15 protein-coding genes are annotated in these 19,007 nt (G+C 39.3%); 6 read left to right on the plus strand and 9 right to left on the minus strand.

The window, feature by feature from the left end; translation table 11 throughout:
- The first annotated feature begins 5 nt into the window (after positions 1 to 5).
- Positions 6 to 1,250, plus strand: coding sequence for a hypothetical protein (locus tag B4B65_RS10390; RefSeq protein WP_293915591.1), 1,245 nt, complete (start codon positions 6 to 8; stop codon positions 1,248 to 1,250).
- Positions 1,251 to 1,571: 321 nt separating this feature from the next.
- On the opposite strand, the gene B4B65_RS10395 is transcribed toward B4B65_RS10390, so the two are convergent.
- The 5 genes from B4B65_RS10395 to B4B65_RS10415 form a co-directional block, all read right to left on the minus strand.
- A complete protein-coding gene (locus B4B65_RS10395) occupies positions 1,572 to 2,108 on the minus strand; it encodes a hypothetical protein (RefSeq protein ID WP_201678975.1) in 537 nt (178 codons plus the stop codon).
- A gap of 56 nt (positions 2,109 to 2,164) precedes the next feature.
- Entirely contained in the window at positions 2,165 to 2,719 is a 555-nt protein-coding gene (locus B4B65_RS10400) for a hypothetical protein (RefSeq protein WP_201678976.1), read from the minus strand.
- 1 nt (position 2,720) lies between these two features.
- The gene (locus B4B65_RS10405; RefSeq protein ID WP_201678977.1) at positions 2,721 to 3,404 is read right to left on the minus strand and encodes a hypothetical protein; all 684 of its coding nucleotides are present in this window, start codon (positions 3,402 to 3,404) and stop codon (positions 2,721 to 2,723) included.
- Between the two features lie 227 nt (positions 3,405 to 3,631).
- The gene (locus B4B65_RS10410; RefSeq protein WP_293915592.1) at positions 3,632 to 4,951 is read right to left on the minus strand and encodes a TPM domain-containing protein; all 1,320 of its coding nucleotides are present in this window, start codon (positions 4,949 to 4,951) and stop codon (positions 3,632 to 3,634) included.
- A complete protein-coding gene (locus B4B65_RS10415) occupies positions 4,948 to 6,018 on the minus strand; it encodes a hypothetical protein (RefSeq protein ID WP_293915593.1) in 1,071 nt (356 codons plus the stop codon). Before B4B65_RS10415 ends, B4B65_RS10410 begins: the two co-directional genes overlap by 4 nt.
- A 247-nt stretch (positions 6,019 to 6,265) precedes the next feature.
- Here B4B65_RS10415 and B4B65_RS10420 point away from each other — a divergent pair, with 247 nt between their 5' ends.
- Together B4B65_RS10420 and B4B65_RS10425 are read left to right on the plus strand one after the other, a co-directional pair.
- On the plus strand, positions 6,266 to 8,062 hold the full coding sequence (locus tag B4B65_RS10420) for a hypothetical protein (RefSeq protein ID WP_201678980.1): 1,797 nt from the start codon (positions 6,266 to 6,268) through the stop codon (positions 8,060 to 8,062).
- A 101-nt stretch (positions 8,063 to 8,163) separates the two neighbouring features.
- Entirely contained in the window at positions 8,164 to 10,071 is a 1,908-nt protein-coding gene (locus tag B4B65_RS10425; RefSeq protein ID WP_293915594.1) for an AAA domain-containing protein, read from the plus strand.
- 67 nt (positions 10,072 to 10,138) lie between these two features.
- Here B4B65_RS10425 and B4B65_RS10430 read toward each other — a convergent pair whose 3' ends face one another.
- Positions 10,139 to 10,459, minus strand: coding sequence for a MazG-like protein (locus B4B65_RS10430; RefSeq protein WP_293915595.1), 321 nt, complete (start codon positions 10,457 to 10,459; stop codon positions 10,139 to 10,141).
- 191 nt (positions 10,460 to 10,650) lie between these two features.
- Here B4B65_RS10430 and B4B65_RS10435 point away from each other — a divergent pair, with 191 nt between their 5' ends.
- On the plus strand, positions 10,651 to 11,649 hold the full coding sequence (locus B4B65_RS10435) for an alpha/beta fold hydrolase (protein WP_293915596.1): 999 nt from the start codon (positions 10,651 to 10,653) through the stop codon (positions 11,647 to 11,649).
- Between the two features lie 70 nt (positions 11,650 to 11,719).
- On the opposite strand, the gene B4B65_RS10440 is transcribed toward B4B65_RS10435, so the two are convergent.
- A complete protein-coding gene (locus tag B4B65_RS10440) occupies positions 11,720 to 12,994 on the minus strand; it encodes a hypothetical protein (protein WP_293915597.1) in 1,275 nt (424 codons plus the stop codon).
- A 336-nt stretch (positions 12,995 to 13,330) separates the two neighbouring features.
- On the opposite strand from B4B65_RS10440, the gene B4B65_RS10445 reads away from it, so the two are divergent.
- Positions 13,331 to 14,389: a 2,3-butanediol dehydrogenase gene (locus B4B65_RS10445; protein WP_293915598.1), complete on the plus strand. Its 1,059-nt coding sequence runs from the start codon at positions 13,331 to 13,333 to the stop codon at positions 14,387 to 14,389.
- Positions 14,390 to 14,514: 125 nt separating this feature from the next.
- On the plus strand, positions 14,515 to 15,135 hold the full coding sequence (locus tag B4B65_RS10450) for a hypothetical protein (protein WP_201678986.1): 621 nt from the start codon (positions 14,515 to 14,517) through the stop codon (positions 15,133 to 15,135).
- A 60-nt stretch (positions 15,136 to 15,195) separates the two neighbouring features.
- On the opposite strand, the gene B4B65_RS10455 is transcribed toward B4B65_RS10450, so the two are convergent.
- Together B4B65_RS10455 and B4B65_RS10460 are read right to left on the minus strand one after the other, a co-directional pair.
- Complete coding sequence (locus tag B4B65_RS10455; RefSeq protein WP_293915599.1) at positions 15,196 to 17,412, minus strand: HEAT repeat domain-containing protein; 2,217 nt, start codon at positions 17,410 to 17,412, stop codon at positions 15,196 to 15,198.
- A gap of 31 nt (positions 17,413 to 17,443) precedes the next feature.
- Positions 17,444 to 19,006 (minus strand): DUF6850 family outer membrane beta-barrel protein, encoded by a 1,563-nt coding sequence (locus B4B65_RS10460; RefSeq protein WP_293915600.1) that lies wholly within the window; start codon positions 19,004 to 19,006, stop codon positions 17,444 to 17,446.
- Position 19,007 lies beyond the last annotated feature (1 nt).

A 19,007-nucleotide genomic window follows, 5' to 3' on the forward strand; every position in this document is an offset into this window, starting at 1 on the left:
AATAGATGGGAATATTAGATATGTTTGCAGCGAATAAAAAAGAAATATACATAGAAGGAGAGCAGCTGTATTACCTGGAATACGGGAATATGGAACAAGTAGATCTGAGCAAACTCAAATATGCTTATGCAGAAGTGCTAGGCGGAGATCCTTATCTCTTTTTATTCGATCACCGGCAATGTTATATATCAGGGCTTTTGAACGGTTTTGATACGGTATACCGCCAACTCTCCTTACGTTTTGGTTTTGATGATACGGTATTCTATAAGGTGACCGGACAAACAAACGATATAAAGAAACGGATCTGGCTGAAAAAATATTCCCGTAATTACAGCATTCTGCAAGGAGATGTTGCAGATTATACAGATGGTTTTGAGGTGATGACATCAGCTCCTCACTTTGTGTCCTGGGATACATCGTATGATGAATTGGAAACTTTGAATGTAGGGCATATTGAAAAATCGGACTACGATATTAAAGTATTTGTATTTGATTATCCGGTACGTATAGGTAACATGGTTGTGGAAGGTCTGGAAGCCTATTATGATAATGAACGTACAGATATTGCGGTACAGCATTATATATGTGCATTGTACAACGAGGCACATACTGATACGAGTTATTACGAAATCAAAGCAGAGTGGATGCAACATATTCCTATAGATATAGATGCCTGTGGCTATGAACGTGACGACCAGAAGTACCTTACCTTTGATATAGAGGATGTATGGCTGTCCATCTCTTACACTTATGATACAGAAGAGGGCTATGATGATGGCAGCACATCATTGAGTATACAGAACAACAGATCTTACCCGGATTTGCTGGATCATCCGGATTACACAGATGATCACTTGCATATGGACGCGTATATTAAATTGGGTATAGCCAGTGAGATCGTTGAGGACTACCGTAAAAATATAAATGTATTTGCATTGCCTTCTTTAATCAGGAAAACACTTGGTAACAAAAGTGGAATCTGGTTGGATAAGAATAATGGTAAAATAGGGTTTGCTGGTGAAGAAATGTGTCTGATCTATGATATACATGATATAAAACGGATCTGCTTTTATAACCTGTTGCCTGCCAAAGGTCCGGGATATGCGAGCTTTGAGGTTCAGCTAAAAGATAAGGAACATACAGATACAGTTTTCTACGGAGATTGTTATGCCTTTGACAGCTATGCCGGTCAGCTGCGTGAAGTTTTCGGACTGGACGTTTACATCCCTGAAGCAGACTACAACTGCTAAGTTGTAGTCTGCTTTTGTTGTTCCGTTTCTCATGCTGAGTTTGAATAAAAACTAATTTGATAGCTTGTAGTCAGGTATTTTTATTGAAAATCGTCAAAATCGGACCGCGAAAAAATGCATCTCTTCCTAAGATTTTACCAAACAGGTTGCGATATTATTTTCGTGAGATATTCATTATCCAATTGGTTGTATTTGGTAATGACTTCTTTTCTTAAAGGTGCAGAGAGTATGTTTCTTACATCTGGCAGCGGTTAAGAAGATGCCATATCTAATTCTCTCTAAGATCAACTTCAAACATCAAACATTTCGACTTTCCATTCATTATTTCCAATACGACAGCATACTCCGCCTATATTCAATATACTCCTTCGGAATACTTTGAAAGGGTTCCATTACAAATGTGAATGATTTTTGACTTGTCCAAACCCATGTATCATCCTTCAATACGGAGTCAGATGAACGTATGTTCCAGTCGGGAATATTGATCATTCCAAATTCGTGCGTCACCGTATCAAAATAAATTCCCGCTTCAGCAAGTACTTTCGGATCAGTGTAACTGCCTTTCAATGCAGCGTTCAATTGTTGCTTATCGTCTATTAGAACTATCTTTTCTATAGTCAGACCATTAATATTTGTCTTTCTATCATCCGTCCCGAATTCTACGATTTTCCTTAATTCATTTGCTACCCTCAGGCTGTCATCCGGTAATATAATAATTGAAAAAAGATCTTCCTGTAGAATTTCAAAAGTTTTGTCAACAGGATTAATTGTAATGCTCACTTTTCGACTGACAATACTAGCATCTTCCATTCCGATAATGGAAGCAATTGCAAAAAACAAAATATTTATTGGATTCATACGAGTGAAATTATTTGGAATTCTATAATTTTTTACTGTGTTCAACTGTTACTCTTTTACCAAAAACCAGCCGTAGGCAACGCATAGAAATACCTGTCGGCAGAAGTCTGCCAGGGTGCCTGATGAAAAAACCAGCATTTTTCGATTTTCTCGAATGCCTTGCTCAGGTCGCGTTCTCCCCATTGATAACCTACTTTGTAATCAATCCCATCAACAGTTATTGTTCCAAAGATCGTCGGGTAGGATGAACCTGACACACCGTTGGTGTATTGGATTGCCTTCTCCAACTTCACCACTGTACCTGTCGGAAAACTCATTATCTCTTTGATATCACCAATGCTTTTTCGTTCATCAACATACCGCCATTGAGGATGCATGCTGTCTAATAGACTATATGGATAATCGCTGTTGTCGTTCGTCGGAATTTTGTCTTTAAATAGTATCGTTTCCTTATTCATCGTGACCGTCTTACCCACCCATTCTTTGTACGGTTCGTACTTATTAAGGCTTGTGGATTTTGTCTTCACCGTAGCGTATATGATAAAGATAAGAAGCCCAATACTTCCAACGATAACGAATGCGATTATACCCATTATTTGTTTCGTTTTCATATTATTTTTTGTCCGTGATATAGATTTCCATCTTGCCGTCCACAGCTTTCATATTGATCATGTAGCCAGCCTGTTCAGTGATCGTGGTTGCAGTGCCATCGGATTCAAAGTCTGTGCTATTCAGTTCCTCTTTTGGCTTATGCGTTTTGTTCATCTGCATAGATTTGGCGATATAATATGTGTCACCTTCCACTTTGACAACCTTGAACCAGCCAAAACCTATATCCGAAGCGATACGATCTCCAGATTCCTTAAAAACTTCATAGTGTCCAAAGTAAATGTTTCCCGCTACAGGAACTTGCTCCATAGCCACATATTCAGCCGATTTTGGTAGGGGAGGCTTTACTTCCTGATAGATAATCAGCGCAAAAGTGGTTATAACAAGCATGATAAATATCCAACCTAGAATTGTGAGTTTGAATATAAAGAGTGGCTTTGGAGCCTGGACAATTTTTTGATTAGCAAATGATTTCATTTCAGGTGTCCAGGATCGATGTGCAATCTTCTTTTGTGTTACTTTATCATAGAATTCTCCAAATGCTTTCTTGGAATGTACCGAAAAAATGGCGGTTCTGGTCAATTGTCTGAAAACAACTAGTACCATTGGGTTTCCAAGGTTCTTTGGATTTTGTAACTTATCATTTTCGTAAGATCCCTGTTCTATTTTAGTGATTACAAAAAACATATTTCTTCTTTTTGTTTGTTGGTATATAAGGGTTTATCAATTTTATTTGGATCAATTTTGTCTAAAGATGGACATCTTCTACATTCGATTAATCCTGCTGCTTTGGCCACAAGTGCAGTATTGGCCTTAATGCTGTTTTTTGAAATGGAGATGGCGGTTTCATTTGTTTTTCGGTACAGTATCAGTTTTTAAAAATATGATTATCATATCTGCCAACTTCATCCTTTTTATGGTTCTACTATTTTAAGCAGTAACGTACGTCCCTCTACACAGATAAGGTCTTTTCCCTCTCTCTCGTCCAATGGAACTAGGTAAAGCTTTCGGCCTTCTTTATTGAAGAGATAGCGGTAATTGTAACTCTGATCCAACTTGAAAATAGCAAATGAAGGCTGTTTCCCATCCTTTAACTGCAATGACAATATGCGATCGGTTGGATTCATATGAAATGTACCTGCCTGCTTTCCATTGACAGAAAAACAATTCCCATCAAATGACAAGGTATCGTTGTTTTCAATATCTGCATAACGATGTTCCATGGGATGAAATTCCTGTTTCAATATCCAGTCATATTTGTCAAAAGGTTTTGCTTCATTCACAACTGATTTTTGAGCTATCTCGTTCTCTATCTGTGCGAGTAAAGGCCATACATCCGATGAGAGAAGTTTATCGCCGGCATGCCACCAGTAGATTTTTCCGGGTAGCATTTTCCTATGCATAAATGTTTGTTCAGGCGCAGTCTCTTCAAAATAAATAAACTGATAATAACTGCTATCATTATCCCGGATGGTCATTTCATAATAATCTTCTTCCCGAAAATCTTTCAGCACAAAGGAATTTTTTCTCGACGGTCCGAGGAACACATCCAGCGAAGTGAAGCTGTAGGAAGGATTATTGCTGTCCAGATTGCGGAATGTTTGGGGCTCACCATTTGCCAGCACAAAAGCTCTTATCTTTTTAAAAATCGAAGGCGTGAAGATAGATGACACATGGATAAAATCCTCTTCATTCATTACTTTTTCTACATTGCTGATAATCGTTTTCAGCCCGTTTAGCGTGCCTTCAAAATATTTTTCTTCCTTGAATTTTGGGATAAACTGTTCATCAATGATTTTTTTGGTAGCTGCGTTACTCAAAACCTTTTCTATGCCATATCCGTTTTCGATACGAATCCGGCGTAGTTTTTTGGAGATCGCAATCACAATACCATTATTTTTGTCCAAATTTCCCGATGCGTAACCTGTCAATTGCTGACGCACATAATTGTCAAAATTTTCTTTAGTGGTATGTCGATCATCAATGGTTACAATAACTATATCGGCAACTTCCTTTTTCCAATATTGAGCTATATTACTGTCCAATTGCCGAATCTCACCTGCAGTGAAAATCTTTTCATTGTCAAAAATGCGTTGCCTCTTTATTACAAATTCCTGTTGGATAGGATTAGTCTGTCCAAAGGAATTAGATGCTAAAGAGCAGTACACCAATATGATGAAAATATTACGCATGTAGTTTAGCATTTGTTTAAGACAGTCGTGGTCTGTTTTCATGGTTTTAAGTCCTTTTTAACTATGAAAACAGACTGCAATCCTATTTGCGTCGCGGTGGGAGTCAAAAGTTCAATTTCTTGTCCATTTTCCCAAATTTGTTGCTTCAATGCTCCGCTCTCATCTTGTTGCCCGGATACATAGACATTCCCCTCTACAACCTGTGTAGAAAAAGCGTATGTATGTCCGCTATTCGAGTGCTGAATGGGAAGTAGCTCATTGTTTTTAAACACTCGGGGGACGTAATTACTTCCTACCTGTTCGTAGCCCGTAGCATACACATCCCCATTCTCTACTGTGACACTAAGTCCACGGATAACGGATTTCCCAGATATCAGATTGGTTGGGACACCGTTTTTCCATAATTTCATACTTCGGTCTCCGGTGGCATCTGCATAACCTACTACATACACATCCGAATTGTCCACCCATATGCTTTTAGCATATGTCGTTATTCCCGCTTTGGAAAGCACCTTTTCTACACCGTTTTTCCAATATTTAGATACAATTCCTCCTTGTTGATTTTCATAACCCACCACATAAACATCGCTTCCGGACACAAATATGTCTTCCAATCGAGTGTTGATGTTACTGTTGCCAATTTGGGTTATTACTCCATTCTTCCAAATGACTGCCTGACGTTTGGCATTTTCAGCTGATGGCACATAATGTCCCGCCACATATACATCGTTCCCGGAAACAAAAACAGCTTGCGCCAATGCACTTTTTGAAGCTGGGGTATGGAGTTCATGCAATTGACCATTCTTCCATAGTACTGCTTTAACGGGGGTGTAAGAATAATCCTCAACCTCGACTGTTGCCCCGATGATATAGACATCTTCACCCGATACATAAATATCCGATGCGATAGCCGATTCTCCTGATATAGAGGGAAGCTGTACAATTTGCTTATTTTTCATATACATAGCGCGAGTTTTATCCTGCAGCATCTGTATTCCGACACCGTGTACATAGAATGACAGGGTGTCATACTCAGGTTTGTCATTATCTTTACTACAGGATACAAACAGCAAAACAATGCTTGATGCGAATAAAAAAATTCTTCTCATAACAATTATATTAGTTGTCAATAAAATCAAAAATCGGTATAACCGGAAAATAAAACCTGTTTAATCCTTTACATAGCATCTACATGATTTTTTGCTGTATATACAAAGTATCTACACGTAACAAAAACAATTGAAAATCATCGGATTACCTTGTCTGTAGATAAGGTGTTTTAACAGCGAACAATTGGGATATAGCCTGCTTTTTTCATTATTTTGTTTCTAATTGTAGATATAAATAAGTGTAAAAATGAGAGTTGCCCTGTATCACATTATAATATTCTTGCTCTGTTCTTCCGCAAAAGCACAACATATCGAGTCCTCCACAAAGAAGATATTGGATGAGTTCGATGAATATCAATTACAAAATCGATCATCGGAGGCTAGTAAATTGTTGCATTCCAGCATAAATATTACCGAAAAACCAGCTGATCTTGCCTATCTGTATGCTTACCAGAGTGGCATCTATGTTTCTATGGACAGTTTGCTTTTAGCCAAGAAGCTTGCTGACTTGAGTATGAAAAATGCTCAAAAAGCTAAAAGTAAGACAGCATTGGCGGTTGCTTATCGTGCCAAAGCTTTTCTAAATAACAGGATGGACATGCCGGATGCGGTGGTGAGAGATGCCCTGGAAGGTTTAAAACAGGTTGAAAACACAGATGAAGACCTTGCTACCAAATATCATCTGAACTATTTGTTGTATGGGGCTTACAGTAAATGGGATGATAGTGATAAAATGGAGCATTATATCCGAAGAGCCCGTTATTATGCCGTAAAAGCAAAAAACATCAACCTGCAGGTCAATATCAGCAATGGAATTTCAAGCATGTATCTCACGCGGTATAAAAAGGAGAAAAATAAAGACTTACTTGATAGTAGTTTTTATTATCTGAATAATTCGTTTGAACAGCAAAAGCTAAATCCTGAAAAAGTGAGTGGAAATACTTTTGTAATTACCTGCATAAATATCGCAAATTATTATCTGGATTTTTCAACGGAACAACTTTCTACCCGCGAACAAAAAGCCTATGAATATCTTGGGCTTGTTGAAGAAAAATTGGTGAACAAAAAAGCCACATCTGAAAAATGGATGAACGTTTTCGGAATTAAGAGTGGTTTCGCTAAAAAGCAGGGAAATTTTACACTTGCAGAGAAATATCTGCTGCAAGGTCTGAGCCAATTGATGAATGCCAATGGTAATTTTTTTAGATTGGAGTACGCCGTCAATAAAGATCTTGCAGAACTCGCTGGTAGAAGGAACGATCTAAAAGTGGCGTTAACTTATCAGCAAAGAGCAGAAGATTTATTAAAGAAATCCTTCAACGAGCAACAGCTTTTCAATGCACAAAAGCTGGAAGTCCAATATGAAACTACAAAGAAAGACCAAGAACTGAAACTATCAAAACAACGGGAAGATTTCCGCCGCAAGCAAAACTACCTTTATGGAGGTATAGCCTTTGCATTACTTATTGGGCTGATATTCATGTTCATTTCCTACCACTTCAAGCTTCGGTATTCCATAGAACGGGAGAAAAAGTTAGCACAGGAAAAGGAGGATGCTGAACTGCAAGCACAGATGCTGTTGAAATTAGAGCATGAAGAGCAGGCACGTTTAAAGGCAGAACAGGAATTATTAGACATCCGAAAGCAGCAATTGGAAAAGGAAGCTCTGGCTAATTCGTTGATTATTGACCGTAAAAACGAAACGTTCAAACAGATACAGGAGAAAATAAGAACAGGAGAATCCAGACTTATCCAAAAACTGATCAAAGAAGAAATGCTGATACAGACGGACTTTGAAGAAATTAAAATGCAGGTACAGGAGCTCCATCCTGATTTCTTCAACAAGTTAAGTGATAAAGCGGTACAGAAATTAACCCCACTGGATCTGAAATACTGTACCTATTTTTATCTCAAAATGACCACTAAGCAGATTGCACAAGTGCTGCATATAGAACCACAGAGCGTAAGGATGTTCAAGTACCGATTGAAGAAGAAATTTGGATTGGGACAAGAAGATGACCTGGAAGCCTTTTTAGGAGAATAGCATTTGCTGATCTGTATTGAATTAAATCTTTTACCAGAAAAATGAGAAAGTCTCTTAATATGTAGTCTGCGAATGCCTATTTTTGAATTTAACTTTTGTAGATGACATATTTTGAAGAGCTCGCTACCTTATTAGAGAAAGAACAAAAACACGATAAAGAAGAATATCAACAGCTTTTGCAGACCCAGTCCTTAGCCAAACGGAGACAGGCAGGATTGTGCTGGTATCCGATTATGATTCGTAATGAAGAGATCGGACTTGGAGACTATATTCAGATTATAATCCAGCGGACAGTTAAGGATGAACAGACACATCGGTTCAGATACGGGATGCCTGTAGCCCTGTTCTCTAACCACAATCCTTCTGCAGATCGGATTTCCGGCATCATAGGCTATGTAAACGGAGATGAAATGAAGATTTCTCTACGGGTGGATGAATTACCGGATTGGGTAAGATCGGGAAAACTTGGTGTAGATCTCCTGTTTGATGAAAACAGCTATCAGGAAATGTTTAAAGCATTAAAACGGGCTGATGCTGCCAGGGATGATAAGAGGATGGGGCCACTTATCAATCTGCTGATTGATCAGCAGGTTCATGACTCTGATCATACGGTTTCTGATCAGCAAATCAACTCCATTACAGGATTAAATGAATATCAGTTAAAAGCTGTAAATCAGATAATAGCATCGCCACACCTTACCATTGTACACGGTCCTCCGGGTACAGGTAAAACCACTACTTTGGTTCAGGGTATTAAAGCGCTTCTGCAGAAATATCCGGATCAGATTCTGGTCACAGCACCCAGTAACACAGCCGTAGATTTGCTGACAGAAAAACTTCATGAAACAGGCGTAAAGGTCGTACGCATTGGTAATCCTGTAAAAGTATCCGAACAGCTGCATGAGCTCACCCTGGATGGAAAACTGGAAAGTCACCCTATGCAAAAGGAATTAAAAACAATACGGAAAAAAGCGGATGTTTTTAGAGATATGGCTAAGAAGTATAAACGAAACTTTGGAAAAGCCGAACGTGATCAACGGAAAGCTCTCTTTCAGGAAGCAAAGAATCTCATGAAAGAAGCGGAACAGATTGCGCAATATATCCAGAATGATATTCTGGATCAGGCACAGGTTATTACTGCTACTCTTGTAGGTTCCAACCATTCTGCTATTCAGGACAGAACATATGCAGCTGTATTTATTGATGAAGCCGGACAAGCTCTGGAACCCGCCTGTTGGATTCCTGTTTTAAAATCTGACAAGCTTATTCTTGCCGGAGATCATCTTCAGTTGCCTCCGACTATTAAATCTAAAGATTCTTTGGTAAAGGCTTTTCAGGAAACACTTATGGAAAAGCTGGTTTATGCCTATCCATCTAATGTGTGTCTGCTGCGGCAACAGTACCGTATGCATCAGGATATTATGCAATATCCATCAGCAGCCCTTTATAATAATACCTTATTTGCAGAACCATTAATAGCACAACAGGAGCTTATGCCGGGAGATAAGGCTTTTCTGTTTATCGATACTGCCGGAGCAGGATTTGATGAATTGCAGGAAGATACGGCCATTTCAAATGCTGAAGAGGCTAATTTCCTGATTCGTCATTTAAAACAATATTTAACAACATTTAAAAGGGATGAACACATAAATCAGTTCCCAAAAATAGGTCTGATTTCCCCTTACAGACAACAGGTAATGTTACTCAAAGAGCTGATAGGAAATGAAATGTGGGCGAAAACCGTTGTACCTATCCAAGTGCAAACAATTGATGGTTTTCAGGGACAAGAACGTGATATTATCTATATTTCACTGACACGCAGCAATGCCGAAGGTCAGATCGGATTTCTGAATGAAATACGGCGTATGAATGTAGCGATGACCCGCGCCCGATACAAACTGGTCATTATCGGTGACAGTTCTACAATAGGCCAGCACCCTTTTTATGCCGGTATGATCCAATATGCCGAATCCATAGATTCCTATAAAAGTGTATGGAAATGGATGTAGAACTAACTTGCCACGAGGATAAACACTCTTAGTAAGTTATGTCCCACAACTGCAGTATTGATTTTGCTTAACGAACCAATTTCTCCGTTTTAGTCAGAAAATTTTCAACAGCATCTTTGATATCGATGTTACTTCGGTTAGCCAGTACGATCAGCCACCAGATATTTTCACCCAGTTTATGTTCCAGTTCGGAGGCCGAATTACTTTTTGGCCATCTCTGCTGCTGAGACATAATATTTCTGCCTACCAAACCAGCATCTGTCAGATAAGCCAATGCATCTTCCTCTATTGTCCATTCACTTCCATGGTTTTGCACTTCCAGATTGTGGTAACTCTTTCTTAGTTCCAAAGAACGTCGAATAATTTCATCAAAATTATTTTCACCCATATTACTAGTTAATATATACTTGTAGATAAACATGTTATTTGCAATATACGGTATATCAGGAGGATGGTATGCCACAGAAATGTCTAATATTTTCTCTCCTGTATCTCAAGTCGTTACATTCTGTTAAATTTGGAAATCTGCGTAGATCAGCGATGATCCTTTTTATTAACATATATCTAAAAAATAATTACATGAAGTTGCTTAAGTTTTCCGGATTATTCTTTAAGTGGGCGCTGGTTGTCGTGCTTATTCTGATTGTTGTGGGTATATTATTTGAACAATATTCGCGTTGGCGGCTTGAAAAAGATATTCGTACCGGCCGTACATTTGAACAGATCAACGGACATGATATTCATTATGTGAAAATGGGTAAGGGAAATTATACCGTAGTTTTCGAGTCTGGTCTGGCGAGCGATCATTTTAACTGGAGAGATGTACAGCAGAAACTGGCAGAGGATTCGGTCGTGACACTGGCATACGACAGAAGTGGTTTTTTCTTAAGCGAAGCCGGAGATACCGCAAAGACCAATACATCTATATCTGATGAACTATATCAACTGCTGGAGAAAACACACTGTCCCAAACCTTATATTGTGGTCGGACATTCTATGGGGGCCATTTACCTGCGTTCATTTATAGATCAACACAGAAAAGATATTGCTGGAATTGTATTTGTAGAAGGGGCTCATCCTTTGCAAATGAAAAAATCCTCTCCAGAAGTGTTGAAGGCTTTTTCTCAACCTCCTCACTGGGCAGTGACCGCAGGAGTGGAAACCGGAATTTTCAGACTTATATTTTCCAAAGCACAGGTGTCTCCTGAAATCCCGATGGATCATCCGTTTCAAACACAGTTTAAAAATTATTTCTACAAATCATACGATGCGGTATTTAAAGAGGCGAAGAATGATGTACTGAATTTTGAAATGGCTGAGCACTCCGGCAAATTCGGAAATATTCCTTTAACCGTAATCATGGGAAATCCGAAAATATGGTCGGGTGCAATTGAAAATGAAAAAGCTAGACAGGATTTTGAAACTCTTGTCAGTGAACTGCATCATGATATGCTTTCCTGGTCTGCAGACAGCCATCTGGTTATCGCACAGAATAGCGGACATATTGTACAGGTGAATGATGCCGATCTCATTATCCAGGAGATCAGGTCACTTCTGTCAAAGATCAGTACATGGTAATTTAAGGTTGCAAGAATCCTGTCAGGACCTAAGCAGATAAGATTCTTGCATACTTAGGATCACAGTAATATCACTTAACAGCTGGTATCCCGGAGATTAGCAACAGCTTATCGAGTTTTGAGGTTTTAGCTTCAATAATATCAATATTAAAAGTCATGCCTTTGATCTCAAATGAAATAGTCGGAAATTGCATAATCGGAATTTCAATCTGTCTTAATATGGCTGATACCAGAGGAAGAAATACCCCATTAAGCGCGATACTCAGTCCTATACTCAGTGGTTTTAACAAATATTCAGCCCATTTGGCAATACCAAAGTCAATATCCAGTTTAGGAATATTAAGATCTTTGACGGTTAGTAATAGTTTTCCCTTATGAATAACAGGTTTAAAAGTGGCTTTTATAGTTGCTTTTCCATGTGGTCCGAAAGATATTTTAATAAAAGCCTTTTTTAGCGTCAGCTGTGCTAATAATTCAGTGTCAATCTTTCCTTCAATACTTCCGTCAGACTGGATAACAAAAGATCTGGGATTAAATACCTGAGCCAATACATGACCACTTATGATCTTCCATGAAAATTCATTTTCTTTTTTCAGGGGAAAAGGTATAGCTGCCATTGTTTCTATCGCAGTACTGTCTACTCCGGCAAATACAGTTTCAACAGGCCAGTTAAGTGGAGCATATGTGTCAGGTTGCCGGGCTCCTATACAAGAGTAAGCTGTCACAAAGGATTTTTCAACAACAGGTATAGGTAAGCTCACCGTGACATCTTTAAAGGTCAGTGCGGGTAACTTTATTTTATTGAGAAGTTCTGTATTTAATACCAGAATCAGGATAGGGATAACATACTTTTTCAGACTATCTACATATTTTTTATATTGCTCTTCTTTGATTTCCAGATCTGCTGTCAGTATAGTTGCTGTCAGATAGTTCTGTTTTCCCTCAATAGAGGTATCTATAGTTACATTGGCGGTTACTTTTATATTCAGGCTTATCAGAGAAGTATCCTTTAGTGTGAGTCTAAGATTAATATTGGGGAAATAAGCCTGAAAAGTAGCTTTTGAAACCATATCCAGAATTAAATTCTCTTCATGAGCATCAAGAAACAATTCTTCTTCCAATAGGTCTGCTGACTTAAATTGCTGGAAATCTTCTTTTTTTAATTTGACCCGCTGTGACAGATCGACTGTTGGCGATTCATTAATATCATAGGATACGGCAAGGAATAATTCGGAAGAAATATCTTTACTGCCTTTGAATATATTCGGATAGATTTTTTGATAAACCTGTTTGACAAGTGGATTTAAGGTTTTGTTGTCAGTACCCATTACAATGTTGTAGTTCATAATTCTATGTTTTTACGTTATTGAAAAATCAGTTACAAGCGTGATAATTCGGATTATACCGTCCTCATTATCAAAATTATAGTTTTAGGGCTGTATAAAAGGGGGACAAAGAGTCCATATAGGGGGACATTTTGAATGTTCCTTTTCAAAAAAAATGACTCCGGAGATTGCAGGGTATGAAAATGTATTTTCCTTCAAAGTCAATTAATGCTTATCAGAAACACATAAGAAGCTGATAACGGTCACTTTTTAAGGAAGCAATACTAACGATCTTTATAGTAAGATAATAAACCTGTATAAAACAGGTCATGTAGTAACTGTTTAAATATAAATAAGATGAGTACAATGAAAGCCGCAAGATGGCATGCTGCCAAAGATATCAGAGTAGAAGACACAGAAATTCCTGCTACTGGTAAACAACAGGTAAAGATCGCCGTACAATATGCCGGTATATGTGGATCTGATCTGCATGAGTATGTGCATGGTCCCCAATTAATTCCCTCAGAAAAACCATACCCGCTTAACGGACATATAGGTGTCACGACCTTAGGACATGAATTCTCCGGAATTGTAGAAGAAGTAGGAGAAGGGGTAAACCGTGTGAAGAAAGGAGATCGCGTAGTTGTAGAACCAATTTTTAAAAATTTTGACAGTCCGTTTATTGCAAACGGAGAATATAATCTTTCCGAGCCTCTTGGTTTTGTCGGTCTGACTTCTAACGGAGGATTTGCAAAATATACAGTTGTGGAAGATTATATGGTTCATAAAATTCCGGATAGTATGAGCTTCGAACAGGGTGCACTGGTAGAACCTGCAGCAGTGGCTGTATATGCCGTATTGCAAAGCGGGCTCCGGATGGGGCAGACTGTGTTAGTTTCAGGAGCAGGGCCAATCGGATTACTATGTGTACAGGCAGCTATAGCAGCAGGAGCTGCGAAAGTGATCGTAACGGATATATCTGAAAAGCGACTAGAGAAAGCAAAAGATATCGGCGCGACGACCATAATCCATGCTGCTGATAAGGATATTCCTGCTCAGATTCGACGTATTACAGAAATTGGAGCAGATGTGTTTTTGGACGCTGCGGGAGTGCAGGCTTCTTTTTCGACCGGGATTGCCAGTCTGCGAAATGGTGGAACGGCTGTATTAGTAGCGCTGTTTGGAAAACCGGTAGAGTACAGTGCCTATGATCAGGTGGTCAGAGAGATTACTATAAAAGGAATCATTGCCTATCGCAATATATTTCCTCAGGTCATCGCGATGATTGATAGCGGACGTATGCCGGTAGAAAAGTTGGTGACAAGCAAAATCGGATTGGATGAAATTGTTTCAAAAGGTTTTGAGGCTTTAGTCTCCAATCCGTCTGAAGTGAAAATTCTGGTAGAGATAAAGTAATTTGAATGCAGTCAGGTACAATTAAAGGTGCTTGCGGAATCTTGCAATAAGTTGATGTAAAAACCGTAAGAAAAAGCTGTATATTTGTTTAGAATGAATCTACATACAACCTTTATCAAGTAAAAATGAAAAAACTAATTGCTTTAGTATTAATAGCCCTTACATCGGGAATCGTTGTAAATGCCCAGCAAAAACCTGTTCGTGAGCCTTTGCCTGCTGATGTACAAGTTCGAATTGCGGTACAGGCTGCACCTACAGAATTCAGAGAAGGAGCCAAGGTATATGGCTACGACAAAGATGGTAAGTTTACAGTCCTTCGGGAAGGTTCCAACGGATATATCTGTCTGGCTCCGGATTACAAATTGCCTTTGCTTTACGCTTATGCTTACCCTGAAAGTCTTGAGCCTTTTATGGCCAGAGGACGGGCGCTGATTGCAGAAGGAAAAAGAAAAGAGCGGGATAAGATCAGAGAAGAAGAGTTTAAAGCGGGCAAACTGGTCATACCTCAGCAACCTACGATGTTGTACGCATATTGGGGTTCATTAGACAAGCTGGATAAAGAAACCGGAGAAATGACAGATGCTAAGCGCAGGTATGTATTGTATGTGCCTTATGCTAAAGCTGCAGATCTTGGACTGGCGACTAAGCCCACAGTTCCCGGTATTCCATGGTTAATGGATGAAGGAAGTTATAAAGCTCACATTATGATCAACCCGGCTGATATGGGACATTCGCACGGTCATTAACATAAGTCTTCTGATATAAAAAATGCTGCAGTTCATTAAAGACTGCAGCATTTTTTTATGTTAAATGGATTCCTTTTTCATGACATGTTTGGTCTTCAATGCCTGTTCCTTTACAGCAGGAGGTACTTTGCTGTCTTGTAGCAAGACGTCACAGGTACGGAAGATCGCTTCACGCTGATAGGACAGTGGAAACCAACTCATGGCTTCCAGAGCTGTTATACGCAAAGTTTCAGATTCGGATGCATCTTCAATTACTTTCAGAACTGCAGGTACCACACGATGATAACGGTAAAGTCTTAAGGTTGTAATTTCAGCCAGACGCTCTTTCTCCGCCGTATTCTTATCCAGAATAGTGGCCTGCATCTTATCGACCTTACTTTGGTTATAATCAATATCTTTGATCAATTGTGCACTTAAAGCGGATGCATTATTGATTCCTTTATTCTGACTTACCTGATTGTTGATTTCGGTTTTGAGCAATTCCGGATTAAAGAAAGTCATATTTGTACGAAGACGATAGTTGATGCGTTCAGAATGTGGATCGCTGACATAAAAGGCAATCAGATCTTTGGCAAAATCATCACCTCCGAATTCCCCAAGGTCATACACCGCCATTCTTCGGATAAATTCATACGAATCCTGACGTGCAGCATGTAAGACCGAAAAGTAGGCTTCATTCTCATACTTTCTTAATAAAGCAAAGGCCTGCATACGGGTAGTTTCAAAAGGAGAACTGAAATAAATAGATTTCAACAGCGCTGACATTTCTGCTTCAGGAAGCTGTTTTTGTAAGTATACCAATGCCAGAGATTGCAGGTCAGCATCCTGCTCTTTAAGCAGATTTTTCCAATAAGTTGCTTTTGCTACGGTACTAATAGCCTCATTGATCTCTTTGCTTCTGGAGGAGGTAAAATGAAAAGTAGGATCTCCAAGAATATGAGTCTCCAGATAAGCGATATGTTTAAACCAGTTTCCTATGCGTACTCCGTGTTGCAGCGTTCCCATAAGTTCAGCAGGCCAAAGATCCTGTAATACTCCAACGCTGTTAGCGATAGCGGCTATATTTTTATTATTGGAGAAGGGATAATAACCTGCCAGATAATTGTCGAGATGAAATGAGCCTGTAAGACAGGAATTGAGATAGACCAGCGGAGCCTGAATACCGGCATCCCGGATATCCCAGATCTGTACATCCAGATTATCATTAAACACGGAGTCAGAATCAATAACAGCCTGCTCAAATGCATCGTTCATCCATTTATCAGAAACCCCAAGAGATGTTTTGAATCCTTCCTTAACCTTTTCCACATCTCTGCCATCTTCTTTAGCAGATCTGACCTTTGAGCGAAGGTACCTTCCGACATTTTCCATCGAAGGCTGTGGATTGGAAGCAAGGGGATAGCCATTGATCAATTGCAGGGTAGGAGTACCGTGGCCAGTCATAAATGCAAAGTCCAGTCCTTCGCGTTTCAGTTCGCGTAACAGATTGAACTTCATAAAATCCGCATTACGGAAGTTTAGAAACTTGATAGAATTACCGGGAAGATAGAGCGATGGAAACTGTGACTTCAAAGCCAGTACATCTCCCGAGAAGGAATTTAGAGAATTTGAATTATAACCATGACCTGTAGAAGCAATCATATCATTGAGCGGGTTGCTGACTTTACGCAACTCCACGAGTTTTTGCAGATAAGCCTTAATTTTATCTGTCGGATTCTCGCCTTTTTCAACAGGAGGCTTTATTCGGGCTGAATAAATATCCATTTCAATATATTGCGGAGAAGTAGCATCCAGACTGTAATAAAAATAATTGCTACGTTCACTTGCGGTATCTTGTTTTATGAAGTTGAGTTTCAAATCCAGATCATCATAATATCTGTCAGAAGGAACAGAAGATTTGTCCCAACGGATTTTCTGATTCATTTTGAATGCCGAAGTCAGATATTGTGCATCCCTAATCATCACCACAGGGATATTTCCGACAAGTACAGTGCCTTCCAGTGGTTGCTTAGTCTTACGGAGTTGTTGCAGCTGCTCCCGTATCTGCTCCGGTTTTTCCCAGTTGTGAGCAATAATATAAGTGCCTAATCCATCTTGTTCTACAGATTGCCGATAAGCCATTAATTCAGGTTTAAGCGCATTGAATGTCTTCTGGTCAACGACAATGGCAAAACTGGTTTTGGAGGAAACGGAAGGTTTGATTATCTCTTGCCCATAACTACTTGCCACCAGTGACATGCAGGTTAGGGAAAGAAGTGTTTTTCTCAATCTTATCATGTTTATTCTTTCTAATGTTTTTATTCTGTTATTAAAGACTTATCAATCCGACAGACAATTGAGTCAGATAGCGGTTATCTCCTTTGCGGATATCTCCTTGATCACCCATAGCACTCATTAGCCAGCCACTGGCTTTGATATATAGCTGATTGCTCTTCTTTCCGAATGCTCCAAAGGTATATTTGACATTCGCCGAGTTTGTCCATGTATTGACGCTATAAAACTGATGTGCCGGGATAAAAACGTTTTTCGCCACAAAGTTAGTGGAATATGATTTATCTGTGTAAAGCAATTCATCGCTTAGCAACAAGTCATATGCAGAACTCAATTGGAAGGCAAATCCTTTTCTGTTTTCTTTTGCATACGTCTTGTCAAAACTCACGGCAACATTCAGTTTATCTACGATCTCTTTGTTTTGCGGATTGGCATATCGGTTGTCCAGACTATGATAGCTTACAGCAGTTTTGAGCCACCAATCAGTAAGCCCTGAAGGGCTGTCATGGCTAATCAGGTAGGAAAGTGTACTTTTATTCCGAAGCATGGTACTCATTACGCTTGAATATACGGTTTCATACGCTTTGGTATCCGCATTTTGAATCTGATGATATTCGGTGTTTTCCATATCTTTCAGCAACCACTCCAATGCGACCTGATGCGCATATTTTCCTTTTTTCCAATTCAAATAGGAAGAGGCCTGATATTCCTGATAGCGATGTTTCCCCGCTTGTTGTATATATGTTGTTCCGTCTATAGCATCTTCGTATCCACTACGATATCCGGCAGTAGTTGACCATTTTATATGATCAGTGTTAAACACATAATCAACAGCGCCACCAAAAGAATGACCTCTGTAGGTTCTACTATATCCGGCAGTCATAATATAAGGAGCACTCATCTGGTATTCTCCGGCACCCAGTAATCTGTATAAATAATGCTGCTGGTAATTTCCAATAGTTTCTATATTGAGTTCTTCCTTATAGAAACTATAGATACCTGTCAGTCCAAGCAGTTGGTTTTTCGATAGCCTATAAGTCAGTGCCGGTGATAAATTTAATGTACTGGAATTATCGAGAGACCTGGGATCTTTTTGGCGGGCTCCGGTTTTTAAATTGTACTGTACATCCAAACCCACATTCATACGATCATCAGCAAATCCCGGTGAGGCAATTTTCAAACGAAGATCATAATGTTGCTTTTTCCAGTCCCCGGAAAGAGAATCCATCAGCTGATACGGATTATCACGATAGGGATCCGTATGTGCTGTCATGTTCATTTGTTTATCTTTCGTGGTCCGGAAATCAAATTGACCATAATATGTCCATTCTTTAAGCCGTTGATATCGTGAAGTGCTGAAGTTGATGCCCTGGCTTTCCTTTGCTGAAAAGGGATGTCTGAGGTCACCAGCCTGATAATAGGCTCCAAGCTGTGTTTCCCCTTCGACCGGGAGTATAGTGTAACGGAGAAGTGCTGCATTGGGACTTTTACTCAATGCATCCTTAGCTTTAAAATAATCATATGCAGGCACAGTCTGTGCGGTCGCCATTTGTCCCGTTACGATGAGGACACAAAGGCTTGCGAATAAGTTCTTTTTCATA

The sequence above is a fragment of the Sphingobacterium sp. UBA5789 genome (assembly GCF_002418355.1).
In the GTDB taxonomy this organism is placed as follows: domain Bacteria; phylum Bacteroidota; class Bacteroidia; order Sphingobacteriales; family Sphingobacteriaceae; genus Sphingobacterium.